Consider the following 16,723-nt stretch of genomic DNA (forward strand, 5'->3'; position numbering starts at 1 on the left):
CCTCAGTCCCACAGCTTGACGACGGCGACGGTCGGCGTCGCAGTCGGCGGGTCCGGCAGGCGCACCCGCGTCCCGGTGGGCAGCACCACGCCGAGGTCGGCCAGGCCGGGGTTCAGGTCCAGGGCGGCGGCCACATTCTCCGCTGTTTCCTGCCCATAAACGCGGCGGCAGATCAAGTCCAGGGTGTCGCCCTGCTGGGCGCGCAGTTCGATCATCGCGGCTCACCCCCGTAGCTCACGATCACCAGGCGGAAGTCGATCTTGCGGGCCAGGGACCGCCAAGTGGGGCCGGAGCGCGTTTCCTCGACCTCGGTGATGCACCACCAGCCCCAGACCTCGCCGAGGCCGGACACCAGCATCAGCGGTTCGCCGACGCTGGCCGCGTCGCGCATCAGGGCCACCTGGCGCCAGCCCTGTCCGTCGGGATACAGGGTGGCGTCGTGGGGATAGATGATGCCCGGCAGGGTGATCTCCTGGCGCCCCGGCCCCAGCCATTGCTGGGCGGGCATGGTGGCCAGGCGATCCTGCTGGACCCACCGATACTCGGCATGGAGCCGCAGGGTCTGGTAGGCGGCGGTGGGGACGCTGAAGACGTAGTCGCCCAACTGCATCAAGACGTCACTGGAGGTCATGCAGCGCCCCCCGTTGCCGGCGCTCCAGCTCCCGCGTCACGGCGGCGACGATCGCATTGATGTCGCTGCCGGGCGGTACGGTCACGGACACGACGGTGCTGTTGTCCACGTTGTTGGTGGTCGGGCCGGCCTCGGCCGGGATCACCGGTTGTGGGCCACCCACCGCCGGCGCCGGGCCGGTGGCGGGCACGGCGGGGATCAGCGGCAGGTCTGTCCGTCCCGCCTCCGCCAGGGCGGCCATGGCCCGCCCGGTTTCCGCCAGACCGGTTCCGGTGGCGGCGGTGTCACCGCCCTGCCGGCGGCCCCAGTCGGCGACGACCTGCCAGTCGGGCGGCGTGTCCGGTGCCGGTGCCGTAATCGACGCCACGGTCGGCGCCGGGAACGCGGCCAGGCCCGTGGCGCCGGCGGGGACGGCGGCGCTCATGGCGCCGGCGACGGTGGCGGCGGCGACCGACCCGGGCAGGATCAGGCGGCCGCGCTGGTCGCGGGCCGGACGGGGCGCGGACGCCTGGTCGTCGTCACTGTCGTCGTCGCCCTCGCCCAGCCCCAGCCCCTCGCGGACGAACGCGGGCAGCATGCCTGTCAGGTCCTTGATCTTCTGGTCCAGCCAGTCGGTGAGGCTTTTCCAGCCCTCGGCGAACCCCTTGCCGATGGAGTCCATCCACTGCCGGCCGACCTCCGCCAGGTCGATCCCGAACAGCCACTTGATCAGGCCGTCCCAGCCTTCCAGGACCACGCTCCAGGGGTTGAACTCGGCCACCAGGGCCATGACGCCCTGGATCAGACCTTCATCGAACGCAGCTTTCACACGGTCCACCTTGCCCTGGAACCACGCGCCGATCTTGTCCCAGTTCCGGTAGATCGCGAACGCCGCGCCAGCCAGCAACAACGCCAGCGCCGCCACCCAGCCGATGGGCGTGGTCATCAGCGCCGCGCCCATGAGCCTGAAACCGCCGGCCACGAGCGGCCCGGCCCGGGCGACGGCGCGGAGCGCGCTTCCAATGCGCCTGAAACCACCGGCCACGAGCGGCCCGGCCCGGCCGACCCCGCGCAGGATGGTCCCCAGGCCCAGCAGCCGGATCCCCAGCACGCTGGCGGAGAAGCGCAGGATGGCGAAGGGCACGATGACGGCGCCCACGGCGGTCAGCAGCCCACCCACGCCAACGGCGCCGGCGGCGGCATAGGCGGCCAGCTTGCCCAGGGTGGCGGTGAGCTTGGGGTTTGCCTTGGTCCAATCGGTGATCCGGTTGACGACACCGGTCAGACGCTGGGCGATGGTGCCGAGCGCTGTCAGCATGGCGCGCCCGGCGGCGTCGCGCAGCCCCCCCATGGCGATGGTCAGCGCTTTTACTTGCTCTCCGGTGGTCCCCATCATGGTGTTGAACTTGTCGTCCACCACGCCGTCGGCGCCGAGCGCCTCCGCCCGGATCCGGCGGAACTCGTTCATGTTGGCCAGCATCGGGGCCAGGAAGTTCAGGACCTGCATGTCCCCGAACAGTTCGCCCAACTGGAATTTCTGGGCCAGCGCCTCGGCCGCCGCCCGGGGATCGGCGCCGGCGGCCACGGCCTGCGATATCTCCTGTTCCAGGTCCGCGCCTGTCGCCTTCGCAATTTGGGTTATCAGGGCGTCGAAGGGATTGTCCCCTCGGGCGACGGCCTCTCCGAGGGCGGCCTTGATGTCGATGCCGAACTTGGCGAAGTTGCGAACGGTCTCCGGCGCCGTGGCCTTCTGCAGGAAGTTGGCGAGGTTGTTGGCGGCCTCATCGGGCGAGGACGCCCCTTTCACGGCCACTTGCAGGGCCGCCGACAAGGTGCCGATGGCCTGCGTGCCCGTCAGGCCCAGAGCCCGGGCGCTGGCCGTGAGTTGGGGAAACGTCCGCGCCATGTCGCGCAGTTCGAACCCACCCAGATCACCGGCCCTGGCCATGATGTCATGGGCCTTGGCCATGTCCCGCGCGGCAACCTTCAGGGTGTCCATGGCGGCGAACGTCAAGGCGCCCATGTCCGCGATGTCGGCCCCGGTCCCCGTGGCGGATATGCCGACACGCGTCAGGGCGGCCAGCGCCTCGGTCGGGTCCAGGCCCTTGCCGATCAGAAAGCCCAGCGCATCCCTGAGGGCCATGGCGTCCTGATTGGTCTGTCTGGCGATGGCGGCGACGCGCGCCTGCATGGCCCGCATGTCTTCTTCGTCCACGCCAGCGACCATGCGCAGCGATGTCCAGGCGTGATCCGCCTTCATGGCGGGCTGCGCCAACCCCAGCCCCATGCGCCCGGCGTGCTGGACGGCATAGCCGCTGGCGCCGACGCCGGCGCCGACCATCGTGGCCTTGGCCAGACGGTCCCGCGCCCGCGCCAGGGCCTCGGTGCGGCGCTGGAGCGCGGCGGCGCGTTCGGCCTGGCGGGCCATGGCCTCGGTGGCCTCGCGGGTCTGCCGGGTAACCTGGCGCTGGCTGTCGGCCAGGCGGCCGGCGGACAGGCCGGCCTCGCGCATCGACCGCCGGGCGTGCTCGGTGCGCGAGGCCAGGGTGCGGTGGCCGTCGGCGGTGCGGCGGGCGGCGGTGCGCGCGGTATCGAAGGCGGTTTCGAGCCGTTCGATGTCCCGGCCCGTCCCGCGCAGTTCGGCCCGCAGGGCCTCCGCCTTCTGTTCGGCCTCCCGGAACGCGGCCTGAAGCTGTTCGGACGGCGCCTCGGCCGCGCGCATCTCCCGGCCGAGGCGCTCCACCTCGACCTCGGCCTCGCGCAGACCGGTTTCCAGGGTCCCGGCCCGCCGCCGGGCCTGGGCCAGCTCCCGCCCCAGGCCCTCGGCGCGCGCCTTGGCGGTGGTCATGGCCGTGCCGGCCTGATCCAGCCGCTCCTTGAGCTGGCGGAACGCCGTGATGGTGCCCTGCTGCTGCTTCAGGCGCCCCAGGGACCCCGAGACGTCCCGCGCCTGGCGCCCGAAGCCCTGCATGGCCCGGCCGATGCCCCGCAGGGGGGCGGTGGCCCGGTCCATGAGCCGGATCGTCATCGCCAGGTTCAGGTCGGTCATGAGGTTTGCCCTTGTTTTTTATCGCCCCGGTTCGGCCTTCGGCCTCACGGGGCTCCGCCGCTTCGCGGCGTCGGCGCGGTCGCGCCGGTTTGGGTATGCGAAGGCAACCTGGGTGCGCCTCTCCGGCGCGACCGCGCCGGCGGGCCGAAGGCCCGGAGCCGCGCGAGGTCCGGAGGACCGAGTTGCGGCGATAAGGCAAAAACGCCTCACCCCTTCACCCACACCACGGGGACCGGCCAACTCCGCCGCTCGACCGCCCGCGCCCGCCAGTCCAGGGTCTCCCACAGGGTCAGGCGCTCCAGGTCCGACAGCGGCCAGCCCCACAGGGCGGCGACGTCGGCCATCAGGTCCTGGATGTGCTCGATGGCGCCGTCGTCTCCGCTTCCGTCTCCGCCGCCAGGCCGTCGAGGTCCATGCCCAGGGCCTGGCTGGCGTCGGCGAAAAAAACGCTGACGGCCCCGGCGATCGCCAGGGTGTCGGCGAGGCCCAGGGCCTGCCAGGCGTCCGGCGGCAGGCGCGGGCGATGCACCCGGGCGGCCACATCCATGAGTGGCCCCATCCTGCTTTGCGCCAGGTCCACCAGGGACAGGGTGTAGAGGTCGGGGTTGAGCGGCTCCCGGAACCACAGGGTCCGGACGGTGCCCATGCCCTCGACGTCCACGGGCACCGGCAGGTCACAGCGGCGGGTGTGGCGGTCGTCGGGCGGCGCGTCGTCCCTGGGCGTGGAGGGCGCGGCGGGGGTCGCGGTCTTGTCAGCCATGGTCACTTACTCCAGTCCCAGGTTGCGGCGGCGGGCGGCGAGCACGTCCACGCCGCCAATGCCACGCACGCCGTTGATCACGTCGATCTCGATCACCTCGGACCCGGCGATCTCGGCGCGGTAATAGGCCAGCGTCATGGTCAGCTTGCAGGTGTTGGCGTCGCCCGGCTTCCAGCCGCCGGGATCGACCTCGGTCACCATGCCGCGTGCGGCCAGCAGAACGGGTTCCTCGGCCAGGCCGTGCCCCTGCGACCCGCGCAGGGTGACGGCGACCTCATGGCCCTCCGACAGGCCCCACTGGCGCCACAGGGCGGCGTCGTACTCGCCGACACTGGCCTCCAGCGACAGCTTCTCCTGGCCCATGTCGATGTCGAGCGGCGCGTCCATGTCGCCGGCGCGGTATTCCTCGGCCTTGATGGTCAGCTTCGGTGGGGTCAGTTCGTCCACCCGACCGGCGTATCCGTGGCCGTCCACGAACAGGGTGAACGCCTTCAGCTTCTTGGCGATCGTCGCCATGGTGATTCCTCCTGTCATCCGGCGCGCCCTGGCACCGCTTCGCGGTGCCGCTCTGAATGCCCTTGGGGGCCGGCGCCGCGAATGCGGCGGAGGCCCGAAGGGCCGATAAAAAAGTCAAGCGGCTTCACGGATCACGGCGTCCACCAACTCCGTGTAGTAACCATCCTCGCGATGGGCGCGGAACGTCAGGCGCTCCATGGGCGCCGGCGGCTCGATGTCGAAGTCGAGGGTGAGGTGCCCGGCCATCAGGCGGTCGGGCGTGTTCAACTCGGGGTCGAGCCAGCAGCGCCCGCCCAAAATCGCGCCACGGGCCTTCAGGGAGCGGAGGTAGGCGTTGACGCTCTCCTGGACGTCCAGGACGAGTTGCGGCGACAGCGGCCGGTCCATGGCCCAGACGAAGGCGGCCTCGACGGCGTCGTAGACCATGTCCGCCGTGCGGCGCACGCTGAGGAACGCCCACAGCGGATCCTCGGAGCACGTGCGGTTGCCCCACAAACGGAACCCCTCGCGCCGGATCACCGTGGTCACCTCGCGTTCGTTGAGCCAGTTGGCCTCGCTGTGGACGTCGCCCACGGCCCAGCCCACCGGCCGGCTGGTGCCGATGATGCCGTTCAGGACTTGGTTGGACGGCGACCACCAGAAGCCGCGCTCGTTGTCCATGCGGGCGATCACGCCGGCGACCCGGGCGCTGGCCGGCTGATCCACCGCGCCGTCGATGTCGGTGTCCCAGACCTGGACGTAGGGATCGGTGATGAACACGCGCGGACTGCCCCAGTCCTTGCGGGCCTCGGCGGCGGCCTCAAGGGTGGTGTTCGGCCCGTCCGCCAGGATCACGGCCCGCAGGCTGACGGCGATGCCCAGCAGCTCCGCCACCACCGGGTTGGCCACGGTGCCGACCTGGGCGGTGGCCGTGGCCCCCGTGCCGTCGCCGGCGATGGTCACCGTGGGCGCGGCGGTGTAGCCGATGCCCGGCCGGGTGAGGGTGATCCCGGTCACCGCGCCGTCGGTGATGACCGCCGTGCCCTGGGCGCCGGTGCCGGTGGTGTCGCCGGCGGCCGGCGTGATCGTGACCGTCGTGGTGGCCGCGTCGTAGCCGGTACCGCCGGCGTCCACGGCGATGGCCGAGACCCCCGTGGGCCGGATGCCGGTATAGCCTGGGGCGATCAGGATGCGCGGTTGCGTGTCGACGACGCTGCGGGCGGCCCTGAAGGCATGCACCCCGGTCAACAGGGTCTGGTCACCGACCATGGCGCTCAGGGTCGCGGCCTGGTCCTGGCCCTCGGTCACCCGCACCAACACGATGGTCGCGCCCCCCTGGTCCCAGATGGCGTCCACGGCGTCCTTGAGGGTGCCGGCGCCCAGCTTGGCGGCCCTGCGCTGCTGTGACGGCAGCAGCAACACGGGCGTGTCCAACGGGAAGGTCGCGGCGTCGGCGTCGGGCGCGGTGCCGATCAGGCCGATGATGGCGCTGGCCGGCGTGCGGATCGGCCGGATGCCATCATCGACCTCGATGACCTCCGGACCGTGATAGAACGCTTCCGTCATGGCTCAGGTCTCCTCGGTGCCCGGCCAGCCGTGGCCGATGTGGGTGTCGTGGGTGGTGATGATGTCGGTGGCGGTGGCGTCGGGGTCGGCGGCGGCGGCCTGGATGGCCGCGCGGATCTCGGCCTCGCGGGCGAAGCAGGCGGCGACGTGGGCCAGCACCGCCTGGCCGGCGGCGATCAGGCCGGGCAGGTCCAAGTCGACGAAGCCGTCGGCCGTTTTCCAGACGGTCGAGAAGGTGCCCGGGCCGTGGGTGGCCTCGTGGGCCTGGGCGCCGACGACGGCGCCGGTGATGCTTTGCCGGCCCTCCGTATCCGTGTGGTAGCGGTGGCCGTCGTGCATCACGCCGGCGGTCTGGCGGGTCCAGCGCTCGGCGGCGACGCGGGCGGCGGCCTGGGCGACCAGGGCGTCCAGGCTGTCGGGCTCCACGCCCTGGCCGTCGTCGGTGACGCGCCAGCCGTGGGTGCGGACCCAGGGCCGCAGGGCCTCCGGGACCGACACCCAGGTGATGGAGGGGTGGTAGGCGCCGGCGGGGTCGTGACGGATCAGCTCGGCCACGCGGCCGTTGTCGTCGATGCGTGCCCACATGCTCTCAGGCATGGGTGATCTCCTCTTTGGTTTGCGCGCGGGGGTCCCGAGGGGCGGTCTCGTGCGGCGCGGGGGTGTACAGGGCCGGGTCCCACCACAGCGTCCGCCCGTCCGGGTGCTCGGACACGGCGAGGATGGCGATGCGTTCGAGGGAGTGGCCGGTCAGGATGTGGACGGCGCGCAGAGCCTCATCCTGGGCGGTGTGGAGGCCGTCGGCGTCCACCACGGCCTCGCCGCGCGCGGCCGTGGGGGTGCGGTATGTGACGCAATAGTCGGCCATGGCTCAGGCCGCGTGGTCGGGGTAGCTGCGCCCCGGCCCCCAGATGACGCGCACGGCGCCTGACCCGCCGGCCCCGGCAACGCTAGCGGCGTGGGCGTCACCGCCGCCGCCCCCAAAATCCCCCCCGTTGCCGCCTATGCCGCCGGTGTTGCCGGGGCTGGGGGAGCCTTTACCTCCATCCTGACCACCGCTTCCACCACCACCACCAGGGCCGCCGAGGGCATTGGCGGACTTCCCTGCACCGTTGCTGCCACGGCCTTGCAACCCAACGCCGCCACCGCCGCCGGCACCAGAGCCGTTGTCGATGCCACCACCACCGCCACCGCCGCCGCCCTGGCCGCCGGAGCCCAGTCCACCTAAGCCGCTGTCGCTTCCCCTACCTCCGTCACCTTCGTAACCACCGGCGCCACCGCCACCGCTGCGTCCTTCGCCGCCGGCGCCACCGCCGTCAGCGCCGGCGAGAGGTTGTCCTGGTGCAGGGGGGGAGACCCCACCGCGACTGCCCCCAGTGACGCTGAGAAATGATCCAAACGACGACGTGCCTCCGGACCCATCTGCCTGTCGGCCCCCTACGACAACAGTGATCGCCTGTCCTGGCGCGACGGTGGTGGCGTTCCGCCATCCGGTCCCACCACCGGAGCCGGCATGGCTGCCGCCGCCTGACGCATCGCCCCCACCGCCGACACACACCACCGACACCTCGGTCACCCCATCGGGCACCGTCCAGGCGTGCGAGCCCGGCGAGGTGAACAGTGCCTCCCCGCTCGGCGCCTCGGTCGCGCAGGCGACGGCCGTCGCCCAGGCCGTCCACCCGGTGGTGGCGCCGCGCTGGCGGGCGGTGAGGCGCACGGCGGTGAGCGCCGGCAGGGCGGACGGCAGGGTGTGCGACGTCAGGTCGGAGACCTCGCCGCTGTCGTAGAGCGTCGTCAGGCCGTCGGCCGAGGTGACGCGGTATTGTGACGCCACATGCGCCTCGCCGCCGCCGGGGAACGCAAAGGCGCTCAGGGTGATGGTCGGGCGGAGCGGGATGGTCGCGCCGGCCGCCGGGCTGGTGATGACCGGCGCGTCGCCGGCATTGGCGGTGCGGAAGGCGCGCGTGGTGGACCAGCCGCCCGCCCCCAGCGCCGTGCCCTCGTGGCGGACGCGCAGGTGGTGGAGGGTGTCCCGCGCCAGGGCCTGGCCGGCGTCCAGGGTGTGCTCGGTGACGGCGCCGAGGGTCGCGTCGACCACCGGCGTCGAGAACGCCGCGTCGGTGGCGATCTGGATGCGGGTGGCGGCGTGGGTGTCCTCGCCGCCGACGACGGCGAAGGCCGAGGTGGTGATGGTGGGCGTCAGGGAGACGCCGGTCGCGCCCTCGGCGGGCGTCGAGATCGTGGGGGTGCTCACGTAGGTGAAGGTCGACGCACAGGAGAACCCGGCCGGCTCCGAGCGCAGCGACCACTGGCCCTCGGCGTCCCGGTGGCGGGCGTCCCACCAGTAGCGGCCGTCCGTCGCCAGCACGCCGGCGGGCAGGGTGACCTGCGCGCCCGCCGCCCCCAGGGTGGCGGTGTGGATGACGGTGGTCATCAGCGGATCGGTGGCGACGCGCACCTCCAGGTCCGCCTGGACGACGCCGTAGAGGGAGTAGTAGGCCGAGGTCTCCAACAGCGGCGTCTCGGACACATCCACGGCGCCCTCGGCCGGGGCCACGGCCACGGGCCGGCGCACCAGGTCGCGCACCGCGTCGGGCGGCGGCAGGGCCAGGATGTGGTCGACGCGGATGGGCGCGCCCGAGGGGCCGGTGGTGGCGGTCAGGCGGAAGGCCACCACGCCGCCGGTCGGCACCTGGTACTCCAGGTCCACGCGGTCCTCGGCGTCGGGGGCGGCGGTGCTGGTCGCGAGCGGGCAGTCCGTCCAGGCGCCGCCGGTGGCCGCGTCGCGGACGGCGAGCGCGAGGGTGCCGTCGCCGGCATCGCGGCGGATCAGGACCCGGCCGGTGTCGTCGTAACGCAGCACGCGGACGGGGCGCGCATACAGCACGCCGCCGTCCTGGGCCAGGGCGTGGCCGGCGCGCACGTCCCACGATGTGCGGGCGAGCGTGCCGGTGGCGTCGCGGGAGCGGGCGAGCGTGGCGGTGGCGCGCAGCCGCTGGGCGGACAGGACCTCGGCGACCTCCACCACCTCGGTCGACCCGTCGGCGTCGCGGATCACATAGGCATCGCCGACGCGCAGACCGGCGGTGGACTCCACGTCCACGCTCTCGTCGCCGGCCACCGTCTGGACGATGGCGCGGGGGTCGATGTCGCGCCAGACATAGGGGTGGTCGCTGAACAGCTCGAAGTCCGCCATCTCGCCGGACCACAGCCCGAAGGCGCGGCCGACGCTGATCGATCCCGCCACCTCGACGGTGTTCAGCCGGGCCTCGTGGTCGGCGCGGGCGGCGGCGAGGGTGTCGGTTTTCGCCTTCAGGAACTCGGTCCGCTCGGCCAACTCCCGGTGTGGCCGGTTGTCCACGCCATCCAGGCCGCCGACCACCGGTTCGCCTTCTTCCAGCACATGGACATCCGGGAACCCGGGATCGGTCACTTTGGGAATGCTCGCCATCGTCAGTGCTCCAGCGCAAACCAGTCGCCCAGGGTCATGTCGGGCGCCTTTTCGATGGCCGAGGCCCGGGCCTTGCGGGCCACCATCAGGCCATCGGTGGTGAACAGGCCGATCTCGCGGATCAGCAGGCCGTTGGCCTCGGACATTGCCAGGGACCAGCGGAAGCGCAGGACCCTCGGGTTGGCCGGGTCAACCTCGACGGTGTCGATGTCCTTCAGGACGGCGTCGGCGGACAGGGCGGTATCGTCTTCCGCGTCCGCCGTCCCGTCGGAGCCGAACCCGACCCGGGTGATGCGCGCCGTCAGGTCTCCCTGTTGCAGTCGCGCGAGGCTCTGGTAGTAGCCGTGCGTGATCATGCGGGCGCCCTCTCGATCGTCAGGCCGTGCCGGTGGCGGCCGCCCCGCCGCGCGCCGTCCCCGTAGCACCGGCCGCCGTCGCGGCGCGGCCCGTGGCCGATGCGGCTGAAGGAGCCGTCGCGCGGCAGCAGCCGGCGGATGACAACGGGGGCCGGTGTGACGGTCACCATGGGCCGCCCCCGGACCGCCCGGCCGTCGAAGCGCAGGCGCCCGTCGCGCGGCAAGACTGGTGGCCGGACATGGGTGCCCGTGAGACCGACCCGCACGGGCAGGCTCGGGATCAGGTGGCCCTCGTGGTAGCGGATGGTCTCGGTGATCAGCGGCACGCCCCGGCGGGCGCTGCCGTCGTAGGCAATGGCGCCGCCGCGATCGGGCAGGCGCGCGCCGCCGCGCCGGAACCGCCCGTCACGCACGCCCTGTCGGCCACGCAGGTCCAGGCGCACGGCCAGGGCCAGGTGATCCAGATCCGGGCGGGCCTTGACCACATGCACGTTGGCCCGGAAGCCGAGGGCATGCAGGTGGGACCGCGCGTTCTTCGCGCGCGCGATCACCGCCCGGATCCGTGCCACCTGGACGGCGTCCAGGCCGGCCTCGTTGCCCAGGTCGGCCCAGATCTGGAACAGCGCCCAGCGGCGGTCGCCCGCGTAGGTATGGCGGCCGTCGCGCCGGGCTTCCCCGTCGTGGCGCAGCGCCGGCAGGCCCTCGACCACCTCGGCGTCGGCCAGGCCGACGGCCTGAAGCCCAAGCTGGATGGCCGCCGGGGTGCCCTTGATCCTGTGCAAACGCGGCGCGGCGGCGATGACGGCGCGGCGCTGGGCCTCGGTCAGGGTGGCCGACCAGGTGTCGACGCTGCGTTCCCAGGCGAGCCACGGCAGGAGGTGCGCGGGGCAGGTCGCCGGGTCCTTGAGGGCGCGGATCGGGCTCAGGTCCACGTGCTCGATCCGGGCCAGGACCTGGTCGAGCGCCCGCTCGAGGCCGCTGGCATTGGGGGGCATCAAGGGTGTGACGTCAGGCCCCATCGTGTCAGACATGGCCCCCTCCCACCGTCACGCTGGAGGACGTGCACCAGGGCGCCTGGTGATCCTCGGCGGCGATGGCCTGGGCCTCGGTCAGGTCGACCGAGCGCACGCCCTCGACATGCAGCGCGGCGTAGAGCGCCGACAGGCTGACCGTGCCGCCCAGGCGGTGGGCGGCGGCCACGGTCGCGGCCAGGCGGCCGGCGGCGGTGGCGCGCACCACCTCCGGGTCCGGGCCATCGGCGATGGTCAGGACGGCGGCGACGCCGTAGGGGATCACCTCGGCCGACTGGACGGCCACGGTGTCGGTCAGGGGCCGCACGTCGTCGGCATTGACCTTGGCCTCGACGGCCGCCACCAGGTCGGCCGGCGCCGAACCGTCGCCCTCGGCCGACAGCACCGTGACCGCCACGGTGCCCGGGACCGGGCTGGTGACCGAGACGTCCCGCACGCGCGGGTCCGCCGACAGGGCGTGATAGACGTAGGCGCCGGTGGGGCCGGCGGTGGAAAGGGCCTCCCACGCCAGTTGCGCCCGCGCCCGCAGGCTGTCGTCGGCCTCGCCCTCCTGGCGCGCCGTGCCCATGGCGGCGGCGATGTGGTCCAGGGTGGTGCCGCCGGCATGGGCCAGCATGAGCGACCGCGCCCCGTCGTTGAAGGCCGCGACCTTGAGGGCGGTGCGATAGGCGACGGTCTCCGTCAACTTCATCACCGGCTCGCTTTCCAGGGCGGCGGAGAACTCCGGATAGCGCGCGCTGAACTCATCCAGCAGCACCGACAGTTCGGCTTCGAAGTCCACCGCCTGAAGGACGTCAGGCGCCAGCAGCCGCGCCAGGTCGATCGCATCGAACCGGCTCATGACGCGCCCCCGGCGGGCACCTGGACCACGGCCTGTTCACCCGTCTCGGTCAGGTGGCCGATCAGGGTGATCAGCACCCCGCCGCCGGCGCCGGCCTGGTCGAGCCGCAGGCGCGACAGGCGATAGCGCGGCTCCCACCGCTCCAGCGCCTGGGCCACGGCGCTGGTTATCGCCACCAGGGTCGGCTGGCCAATGGGCGCATCGATCAGGTCCGGCACCCGCGATCCGTACGCACGGCGCATCACCCGACTGCCGATCGGCGTCAGGATGATGTCGGCGACGGACTGGCCCAGGTGCTCCATCCCGCCCAGCGCCCGGCCCGTGGTGGCGGAGGTGCCGATCATGGCGGGATCACGCCTCCGCCGGTTTGGTGGTGGCCTTGGACCGGCGCGGTCGTGCCGGCTTGGCGGTGTCGACAGGTGCCCCCGCCACGAGAGCGCCGGTGCGCAGGTGCGCGTCCGCCTGGCGCGGATGCAGTTCGACGGTGGAGCCGGGCCGATGCATCCGGCCCAGGATGGCCAGGGGCTGGCCGGTGGCGACGGTGTAGGTCTGGCGCTCGGTCATGGCGGACCTCAGTGGGTGTGATGGTTGGTGTTGCCGCTGTCGTCGATGATGGTGCCGCTGGCGTGAATCGAGCCTTTGACGGTCACGTCGCCGGCGATCTCCACGCCGGCGGCGGAGACCGTCAGGCGGACGCCGCCCACGGTCAGGGTGATGGCCTCGGGCGTCAGCTTCAGTTCGGCGTCGCCGGACACCACGGTGGCGCTGCCGCCGCTGGCGGATAGGTCGAGCCGGTGGGCATGGGCGGCGCGGTCGTACTCCTGGATCGTGCCGTCCTGGAACACGGTGCGGCGCAGGTCGGCGCGATCGCCCGGCGCCGGGTGGCGGGCCTGGTAGATCCCGGGCACCACCACGGCCTGGGCGAGGTCGCCGGAGGGCGCCAGCACCAGCACCTGTTCGCCGGGCTCCGGCGCGGCCCAGTCGCGGTCCGGACCGGCGCGACCCGCCGTCCAGGGCAACCAGGCGGTGACGTTGCCGCCGGCCTGGACCTTGATCCGCGCCGCGCCCGGATCGAGCGCGACCACGCGGCCCAGGCGGACCGTGTTGGCGATGCGGCGGTTAGCCTCCGCCTGGCCGAAGCCCCGGCCGCCGGCGAGCGCGTCAGCCATCAACGCCTCCCCAGCGCACGGCCTCGTCGCCGGGACCGCGTGCCGCCACGGTGGCCAGGGTGCCCGGCCAGTCGGCGAAGTTCGACGTGCCCAGGCGGATGGCCTGCCGCCACTCGAGGCCCCACAGCACCACGCCGCGCCCCCGGGTGGAGGCGTAGAGGTTCTGGGCACGGAGGGTGCGGGCCTCAACGGGATGCGTGTCGTCCCGCCCCCAGACCTGGCCCGGCAGGTGGGTGATCAGCGTGCCCACCAGGCCGGCGGCCAGCACGTCGCGGTCGGCGCGGCCGCGATCGGTGGCGACCACGAAGGCGCCCAGGCGCAGGGTGTGGTCGGCGGTGCCGTCGCCCGCCTCGGCGCCGGGGCCGATGCCCAGCGGGGCGACGAGGATGGCCGGGGCGTCGGCGCCGTGGCGCTCCAGTTCGGCGGCATCGAACCGTCCCGCGTGGCGTTTGCACTGGCGCAGGCCGGCGCCGAAGTGCGCCTTAAGGCCGGCCACGACGGCGTCCAGAAGGCCGTTGAGGGGATCGGTCATTCGATCTTGCTCCGCACGAAGTCCTCAATCGCCGACAGCAGGTCCACCTCGTCCTCGGACGACAGACCCAGGTACGGGCGCTCGGGGATGGCCATCCCCACCGGCTCGCCGCCGAACTGGTGGATGGCGGCGTAGACCAGGGGCGAGCCCACCAGCGCCGTGTCGCCGCTGACGACGGTCTGCAGGCTGTCGATCAGGTGACCCTCGGACATCAGCAGCGACTGGTTCTCGTGCCGGGTCGCGGCGTACTTCTCGCTCCATTCCGGCCAGGGCGTACCGGCCGGGTCTTCCTTGTCCTCGGCGATGCGCCGGCGCGCCGCGCTCTCGGCCACGCCGCCCATGATCTCCAGCGCCTCGCGCCGGTCGGCGGCCCCGAAGCCCGACAGGGCCGCCAACACGGGTTGCAGACCGTCCATGGTCATCTCAGCGGCGACCCCGACCATTCCTTAAACCCCTCTCAAAGTGTTGCGGGTCATCAGGCGCGGCGGACCGGCCATGACCACCGGCCGGGGTGGCTCGCCCGGGGCGGCGCCGGGCACGGCCTCGGGCGGCAGGGCGGCCCGGCCTGCGGCCAGGTCGCGCAACAGCGCGTCGGCGCGCTCGGCGCGGTCCTTGATATCGCCAACCAGGTCAGAGGGATTGGTGCACAGGAGGCGCGCGGCCAGGTCCACCGCCGCCCGGCGCAGGATGTCCGGGACCGCCGCCAGCGGCAGGGCGTAGCGCGGCGCCAGATAGGCGTCGATCAGTCCGGCGGCCTCATCCAGCGCCGCCATCACCGCCGTTTCGTCGGCGGCGCCATCGAAGTCACGATCGGCCACCCGGTCGAGCCAGTCCTGGCCGTGGGTGAGGATCAGGTCGGTGGATGTCGCGTACGTCACTGTGATACTCCCCGCGCCACCCGGCCCCGCAGGGGCCGGCCGGGCCGACTGGCCCGGCGCCGCGAAGCGGCGGAGGCCCGCGCGACCCGAAGGGGCGCGCTGGGCCGATCAAAAACAAAAACTCACTTCCCGGGCGGCTTTCCGGCCTCCTTCGGAGGCGCCTTGGTCGGCGGCTCCTTCTCCACATGCCCCCGCCGCTCGTGGTGCGCGGCCTGGGCCGGGGTCAGCTCGACGGTGTCGCCGGGGTGGTAGCGCCGGCCGTTGTGGCGGATGCACACCTTGGCGACGCGCCGGACGGTCTGTTCAGTCATGGATCAGGTCTCCGGTCAGCTCGTCGCCACAGTGTCTTCAAGGAAGAAACCGGCGTGCTTGGCGATCACCAGCTCTCGCACCGTCTCGCCGACGCGCAGCAACTCCCCGCCCCGCAGGCCCATATCCACGGTCTTCGTGCCGGCGATCCGCGTGCCGAACTGGGCGGTCAACCCCCAGGTCATACCGCCGGCCTCGGGCGACGCGGTCGGGTCGATGAACAGGCCGGCCACATGCGGCCCCCACAGGTACGCCAGCTCCAGCGCCTGGCCGGGCCGATTGATGTTCGCGCGCGACTGCCCGACCACGATCTTCTGGACTTCCAGGAGGTCCGCGAGTTGCTGGCGCGAGATCACCCCTTCTTCGACAAGCTGCCCCCTCACGGCCTGGATCAACTTCGGATGACGCCGTGTCCGTGTCCAAGCCATCTCCCCGAACACCAGCGTGTTCGGCCGGATCAGGCAGGACGACAGCATGTCCAGCAGCGTGCCCAGGGGATCACTGTTGGTGTAGTCCGAGAACTGGTCGGTGCCGGACAGCACGGCCGCCAGGCCGTTGGCATAGCTGCCGGCGCTGAACACCGTTCCCGCCACCCGCTGTTCGCGATCCAGGGTGACGACGTTGGTCGCCACTTCCGTCCGCTGGCCGCGCGGGTCGAACCCGCTCCGCTCGGCCTCGCGGATGGTGTCGTTGTCCAGCGGAACAGCGAGACCGAAGTCCTCGCACGAGCCGTCGTGTTCCTCGCCCCGGATCTCCATCGTCCGGACCTGCGACCGCCGGCCCACCCGCGTATCGGGGATCGTGTAGGACTGTTCGATGGGGTAGCTGGTCCACTTGAACTTCAGGCCACTGACCGGTCGGCGCGGCATCACCTCGTCGGCGATCAGCGTATGCGCCGGATTGCTGTAGGCGATGGCGATCGCCGTTTGTGTGGCGTCTTCCGTGTATTGGGACTGGTCATCGGCCATGGGGATCATGCTCCGTCAGAAGTGTCAGGCGCCCTGCATCAGGCCGGGCACGACCAGGATACGGGTCAGGGCGTCGGTGGCACCGGCCTCCAGCGCGATCCCGACGATGCGGGCGTTGGCGCCGGCCGCCGGGGCGGCCAGCACCGCCTTGCCGTCGCTGGCGCTGGTCAGCGGATCGCCAAAGGCGAAGGCCCCGCCGGCGGTGACCGGCTGGACGCTGCTCAACATCACGTCCACCGGCTTGCCGGCCGCCTCGGCGCCGCGCGGGCCGGTGACGCCGATCAGCGTGTCCGTCGGCGCGCCGGCCTGCGCGATCTGGCCGTCGGTCCCGGTGGCGGCGACGATGCGATGGGGGTTGATGGGCGCGGAGGACGTGAAAGAAAGCGTCAGACCGAGATCCATGGATCAGCCCCCCATCACGTGCGCGACGGCGTCGGACGTCGAGACGGTGATGCCCTTGCCGCGCATCTCGGCCTGGTACGCCTGGGCGCGCTGCGCGGCCGCCTGGGGCGTGATCCCGCCGGCGCCAGCCGGGCGCGAGGGCATGGTCACGGGCTTGGTGATGTCCGCCTTCTGGGCGCTCGCCACCCAGGACCGGAACTTCTCCAGGCCGCCCTCGGCCTTGCACGCGAGGCGGTGATAGTCGGCGTCGGCCGGCGGGACCTTGCCGCCCTGCACGGCCGCCTGGATTTCGGCCTCGATCACCGCCTC

The 16,723-nt window shown here is 72.5% G+C and carries 23 protein-coding genes; all 23 read right to left on the minus strand.

Annotated features, from left to right (window positions below):
- Positions 1–2: 2 nt before the first annotated feature.
- Positions 3–215, minus strand: coding sequence for a tail protein X (locus GGD89_RS12455; RefSeq protein ID WP_221238449.1), 213 nt, complete (start codon positions 213–215; stop codon positions 3–5).
- Positions 212–631, minus strand: coding sequence for a phage tail protein (locus tag GGD89_RS12460; RefSeq protein WP_184045719.1), 420 nt, complete (start codon positions 629–631; stop codon positions 212–214). Before GGD89_RS12460 ends, GGD89_RS12455 begins: the two co-directional genes overlap by 4 nt.
- The gene (locus GGD89_RS12465; protein WP_184045721.1) at positions 618–3,659 is read right to left on the minus strand and encodes a phage tail tape measure protein; all 3,042 of its coding nucleotides are present in this window, start codon (positions 3,657–3,659) and stop codon (positions 618–620) included. The genes GGD89_RS12460 and GGD89_RS12465 overlap by 14 nt, the downstream gene beginning before the upstream one ends.
- 206 nt (positions 3,660–3,865) lie before the next feature.
- On the minus strand, positions 3,866–4,003 hold the full coding sequence (locus GGD89_RS12470; protein ID WP_184045723.1) for a GpE family phage tail protein: 138 nt from the start codon (positions 4,001–4,003) through the stop codon (positions 3,866–3,868).
- Positions 4,003–4,419 carry a hypothetical protein gene (locus GGD89_RS12475; RefSeq protein WP_184045725.1) on the minus strand — a complete coding sequence of 139 codons (417 nt, stop codon included), beginning with the start codon at positions 4,417–4,419 and terminating at the stop codon, positions 4,003–4,005. The genes GGD89_RS12470 and GGD89_RS12475 overlap by 1 nt, the downstream gene beginning before the upstream one ends.
- Before the next feature lie 6 nt (positions 4,420–4,425).
- Entirely contained in the window at positions 4,426–4,935 is a 510-nt protein-coding gene (locus GGD89_RS12480) for a phage major tail tube protein (RefSeq protein WP_184045727.1), read from the minus strand.
- Positions 4,936–5,049: 114 nt separating this feature from the next.
- The gene (locus GGD89_RS12485; RefSeq protein ID WP_184045729.1) at positions 5,050–6,480 is read right to left on the minus strand and encodes a phage tail sheath C-terminal domain-containing protein; all 1,431 of its coding nucleotides are present in this window, start codon (positions 6,478–6,480) and stop codon (positions 5,050–5,052) included.
- 3 nt (positions 6,481–6,483) lie between these two features.
- Complete coding sequence (locus GGD89_RS12490; RefSeq protein WP_184045731.1) at positions 6,484–7,077, minus strand: DUF4376 domain-containing protein; 594 nt, start codon at positions 7,075–7,077, stop codon at positions 6,484–6,486.
- Positions 7,070–7,345 (minus strand): hypothetical protein, encoded by a 276-nt coding sequence (locus tag GGD89_RS12495; RefSeq protein ID WP_184045733.1) that lies wholly within the window; start codon positions 7,343–7,345, stop codon positions 7,070–7,072. Before GGD89_RS12495 ends, GGD89_RS12490 begins: the two co-directional genes overlap by 8 nt.
- A 3-nt stretch (positions 7,346–7,348) precedes the next feature.
- Positions 7,349–9,928, minus strand: a complete 2,580-nt coding sequence (locus tag GGD89_RS12500) for a hypothetical protein (protein ID WP_184045735.1) — start codon at positions 9,926–9,928, stop codon at positions 7,349–7,351.
- 2 nt (positions 9,929–9,930) lie between these two features.
- Complete coding sequence (locus GGD89_RS12505) at positions 9,931–10,284, minus strand: phage tail-collar fiber domain-containing protein (RefSeq protein WP_184045737.1); 354 nt, start codon at positions 10,282–10,284, stop codon at positions 9,931–9,933.
- On the minus strand, positions 10,281–11,315 hold the full coding sequence (locus GGD89_RS12510) for a phage tail protein I (protein ID WP_184045739.1): 1,035 nt from the start codon (positions 11,313–11,315) through the stop codon (positions 10,281–10,283). Before GGD89_RS12510 ends, GGD89_RS12505 begins: the two co-directional genes overlap by 4 nt.
- Entirely contained in the window at positions 11,308–12,156 is an 849-nt protein-coding gene (locus tag GGD89_RS12515; RefSeq protein ID WP_184045741.1) for a baseplate assembly protein, read from the minus strand. The genes GGD89_RS12510 and GGD89_RS12515 overlap by 8 nt, the downstream gene beginning before the upstream one ends.
- The gene (locus tag GGD89_RS12520) at positions 12,153–12,500 is read right to left on the minus strand and encodes a GPW/gp25 family protein (RefSeq protein WP_184045744.1); all 348 of its coding nucleotides are present in this window, start codon (positions 12,498–12,500) and stop codon (positions 12,153–12,155) included. The genes GGD89_RS12515 and GGD89_RS12520 overlap by 4 nt, the downstream gene beginning before the upstream one ends.
- A gap of 7 nt (positions 12,501–12,507) precedes the next feature.
- Positions 12,508–12,720 carry a hypothetical protein gene (locus GGD89_RS12525; protein ID WP_184045746.1) on the minus strand — a complete coding sequence of 71 codons (213 nt, stop codon included), beginning with the start codon at positions 12,718–12,720 and terminating at the stop codon, positions 12,508–12,510.
- Between the two features lie 8 nt (positions 12,721–12,728).
- The gene (locus tag GGD89_RS12530) at positions 12,729–13,325 is read right to left on the minus strand and encodes a phage baseplate assembly protein V (RefSeq protein ID WP_184045748.1); all 597 of its coding nucleotides are present in this window, start codon (positions 13,323–13,325) and stop codon (positions 12,729–12,731) included.
- On the minus strand, positions 13,318–13,857 hold the full coding sequence (locus GGD89_RS12535; protein WP_184045750.1) for a hypothetical protein: 540 nt from the start codon (positions 13,855–13,857) through the stop codon (positions 13,318–13,320). The genes GGD89_RS12530 and GGD89_RS12535 overlap by 8 nt, the downstream gene beginning before the upstream one ends.
- Positions 13,854–14,279: a phage virion morphogenesis protein gene (locus tag GGD89_RS12540; protein WP_221238450.1), complete on the minus strand. Its 426-nt coding sequence runs from the start codon at positions 14,277–14,279 to the stop codon at positions 13,854–13,856. Before GGD89_RS12540 ends, GGD89_RS12535 begins: the two co-directional genes overlap by 4 nt.
- A gap of 24 nt (positions 14,280–14,303) precedes the next feature.
- Positions 14,304–14,735, minus strand: a complete 432-nt coding sequence (locus tag GGD89_RS12545; RefSeq protein ID WP_184045754.1) for a phage protein Gp36 family protein — start codon at positions 14,733–14,735, stop codon at positions 14,304–14,306.
- A gap of 122 nt (positions 14,736–14,857) precedes the next feature.
- Positions 14,858–15,046, minus strand: a complete 189-nt coding sequence (locus GGD89_RS12550) for a DUF7210 family protein (RefSeq protein WP_184045756.1) — start codon at positions 15,044–15,046, stop codon at positions 14,858–14,860.
- A gap of 15 nt (positions 15,047–15,061) precedes the next feature.
- On the minus strand, positions 15,062–16,012 hold the full coding sequence (locus tag GGD89_RS12555; protein ID WP_184045758.1) for a capsid protein: 951 nt from the start codon (positions 16,010–16,012) through the stop codon (positions 15,062–15,064).
- A gap of 24 nt (positions 16,013–16,036) precedes the next feature.
- On the minus strand, positions 16,037–16,414 hold the full coding sequence (locus GGD89_RS12560; protein WP_184045760.1) for a capsid cement protein: 378 nt from the start codon (positions 16,412–16,414) through the stop codon (positions 16,037–16,039).
- Positions 16,415–16,417: 3 nt separating this feature from the next.
- Positions 16,418–16,723 (minus strand): hypothetical protein (locus tag GGD89_RS12565; RefSeq protein WP_221238451.1); only part of this gene is annotated, 306 nt, incomplete at its 5' end.

Origin of the sequence: Roseospira visakhapatnamensis (assembly GCF_014197915.1) — a bacterium.
Lineage (GTDB): Bacteria > Pseudomonadota > Alphaproteobacteria > Rhodospirillales > Rhodospirillaceae > Rhodospira > Rhodospira visakhapatnamensis.

Excerpts from the sequence above, each read along its gene's own strand:
- GGD89_RS12480 (WP_184045727.1), bottom strand. The coding sequence starts at position 4,935 with ATGGCGACGATCGCCAAGAAGCTGAAGGCGTTCACCCTGTTCGTGGAC.
- GGD89_RS12470 (WP_184045723.1), bottom strand. The coding sequence starts at position 4,003 with ATGGCCGACGTCGCCGCCCTGTGGGGCTGGCCGCTGTCGGACCTGGAG.
- GGD89_RS12540 (WP_221238450.1), bottom strand. The coding sequence starts at position 14,279 with ATGACCATGGACGGTCTGCAACCCGTGTTGGCGGCCCTGTCGGGCTTC.
- GGD89_RS12505 (WP_184045737.1), bottom strand. The coding sequence starts at position 10,284 with ATGATCACGCACGGCTACTACCAGAGCCTCGCGCGACTGCAACAGGGA.
- GGD89_RS12510 (WP_184045739.1), bottom strand. The coding sequence starts at position 11,315 with ATGTCTGACACGATGGGGCCTGACGTCACACCCTTGATGCCCCCCAAT.
- GGD89_RS12485 (WP_184045729.1), bottom strand. The coding sequence starts at position 6,480 with ATGACGGAAGCGTTCTATCACGGTCCGGAGGTCATCGAGGTCGATGAT.
- GGD89_RS12530 (WP_184045748.1), bottom strand. The coding sequence starts at position 13,325 with ATGGCTGACGCGCTCGCCGGCGGCCGGGGCTTCGGCCAGGCGGAGGCT.
- GGD89_RS12515 (WP_184045741.1), bottom strand. The coding sequence starts at position 12,156 with ATGAGCCGGTTCGATGCGATCGACCTGGCGCGGCTGCTGGCGCCTGAC.
- GGD89_RS12455 (WP_221238449.1), bottom strand. The coding sequence starts at position 215 with ATGATCGAACTGCGCGCCCAGCAGGGCGACACCCTGGACTTGATCTGC.
- GGD89_RS12535 (WP_184045750.1), bottom strand. The coding sequence starts at position 13,857 with ATGACCGATCCCCTCAACGGCCTTCTGGACGCCGTCGTGGCCGGCCTT.
- GGD89_RS12560 (WP_184045760.1), bottom strand. The coding sequence starts at position 16,414 with ATGGATCTCGGTCTGACGCTTTCTTTCACGTCCTCCGCGCCCATCAAC.
- GGD89_RS12490 (WP_184045731.1), bottom strand. The coding sequence starts at position 7,077 with ATGCCTGAGAGCATGTGGGCACGCATCGACGACAACGGCCGCGTGGCC.
- GGD89_RS12475 (WP_184045725.1), bottom strand. The coding sequence starts at position 4,419 with ATGGCTGACAAGACCGCGACCCCCGCCGCGCCCTCCACGCCCAGGGAC.
- GGD89_RS12500 (WP_184045735.1), bottom strand. The coding sequence starts at position 9,928 with ATGGCGAGCATTCCCAAAGTGACCGATCCCGGGTTCCCGGATGTCCAT.
- GGD89_RS12495 (WP_184045733.1), bottom strand. The coding sequence starts at position 7,345 with ATGGCCGACTATTGCGTCACATACCGCACCCCCACGGCCGCGCGCGGC.
- GGD89_RS12520 (WP_184045744.1), bottom strand. The coding sequence starts at position 12,500 with ATGATCGGCACCTCCGCCACCACGGGCCGGGCGCTGGGCGGGATGGAG.
- GGD89_RS12525 (WP_184045746.1), bottom strand. The coding sequence starts at position 12,720 with ATGACCGAGCGCCAGACCTACACCGTCGCCACCGGCCAGCCCCTGGCC.
- GGD89_RS12460 (WP_184045719.1), bottom strand. The coding sequence starts at position 631 with ATGACCTCCAGTGACGTCTTGATGCAGTTGGGCGACTACGTCTTCAGC.
- GGD89_RS12550 (WP_184045756.1), bottom strand. The coding sequence starts at position 15,046 with ATGACTGAACAGACCGTCCGGCGCGTCGCCAAGGTGTGCATCCGCCAC.
- GGD89_RS12555 (WP_184045758.1), bottom strand. The coding sequence starts at position 16,012 with ATGGCCGATGACCAGTCCCAATACACGGAAGACGCCACACAAACGGCG.
- GGD89_RS12465 (WP_184045721.1), bottom strand. The coding sequence starts at position 3,659 with ATGACCGACCTGAACCTGGCGATGACGATCCGGCTCATGGACCGGGCC.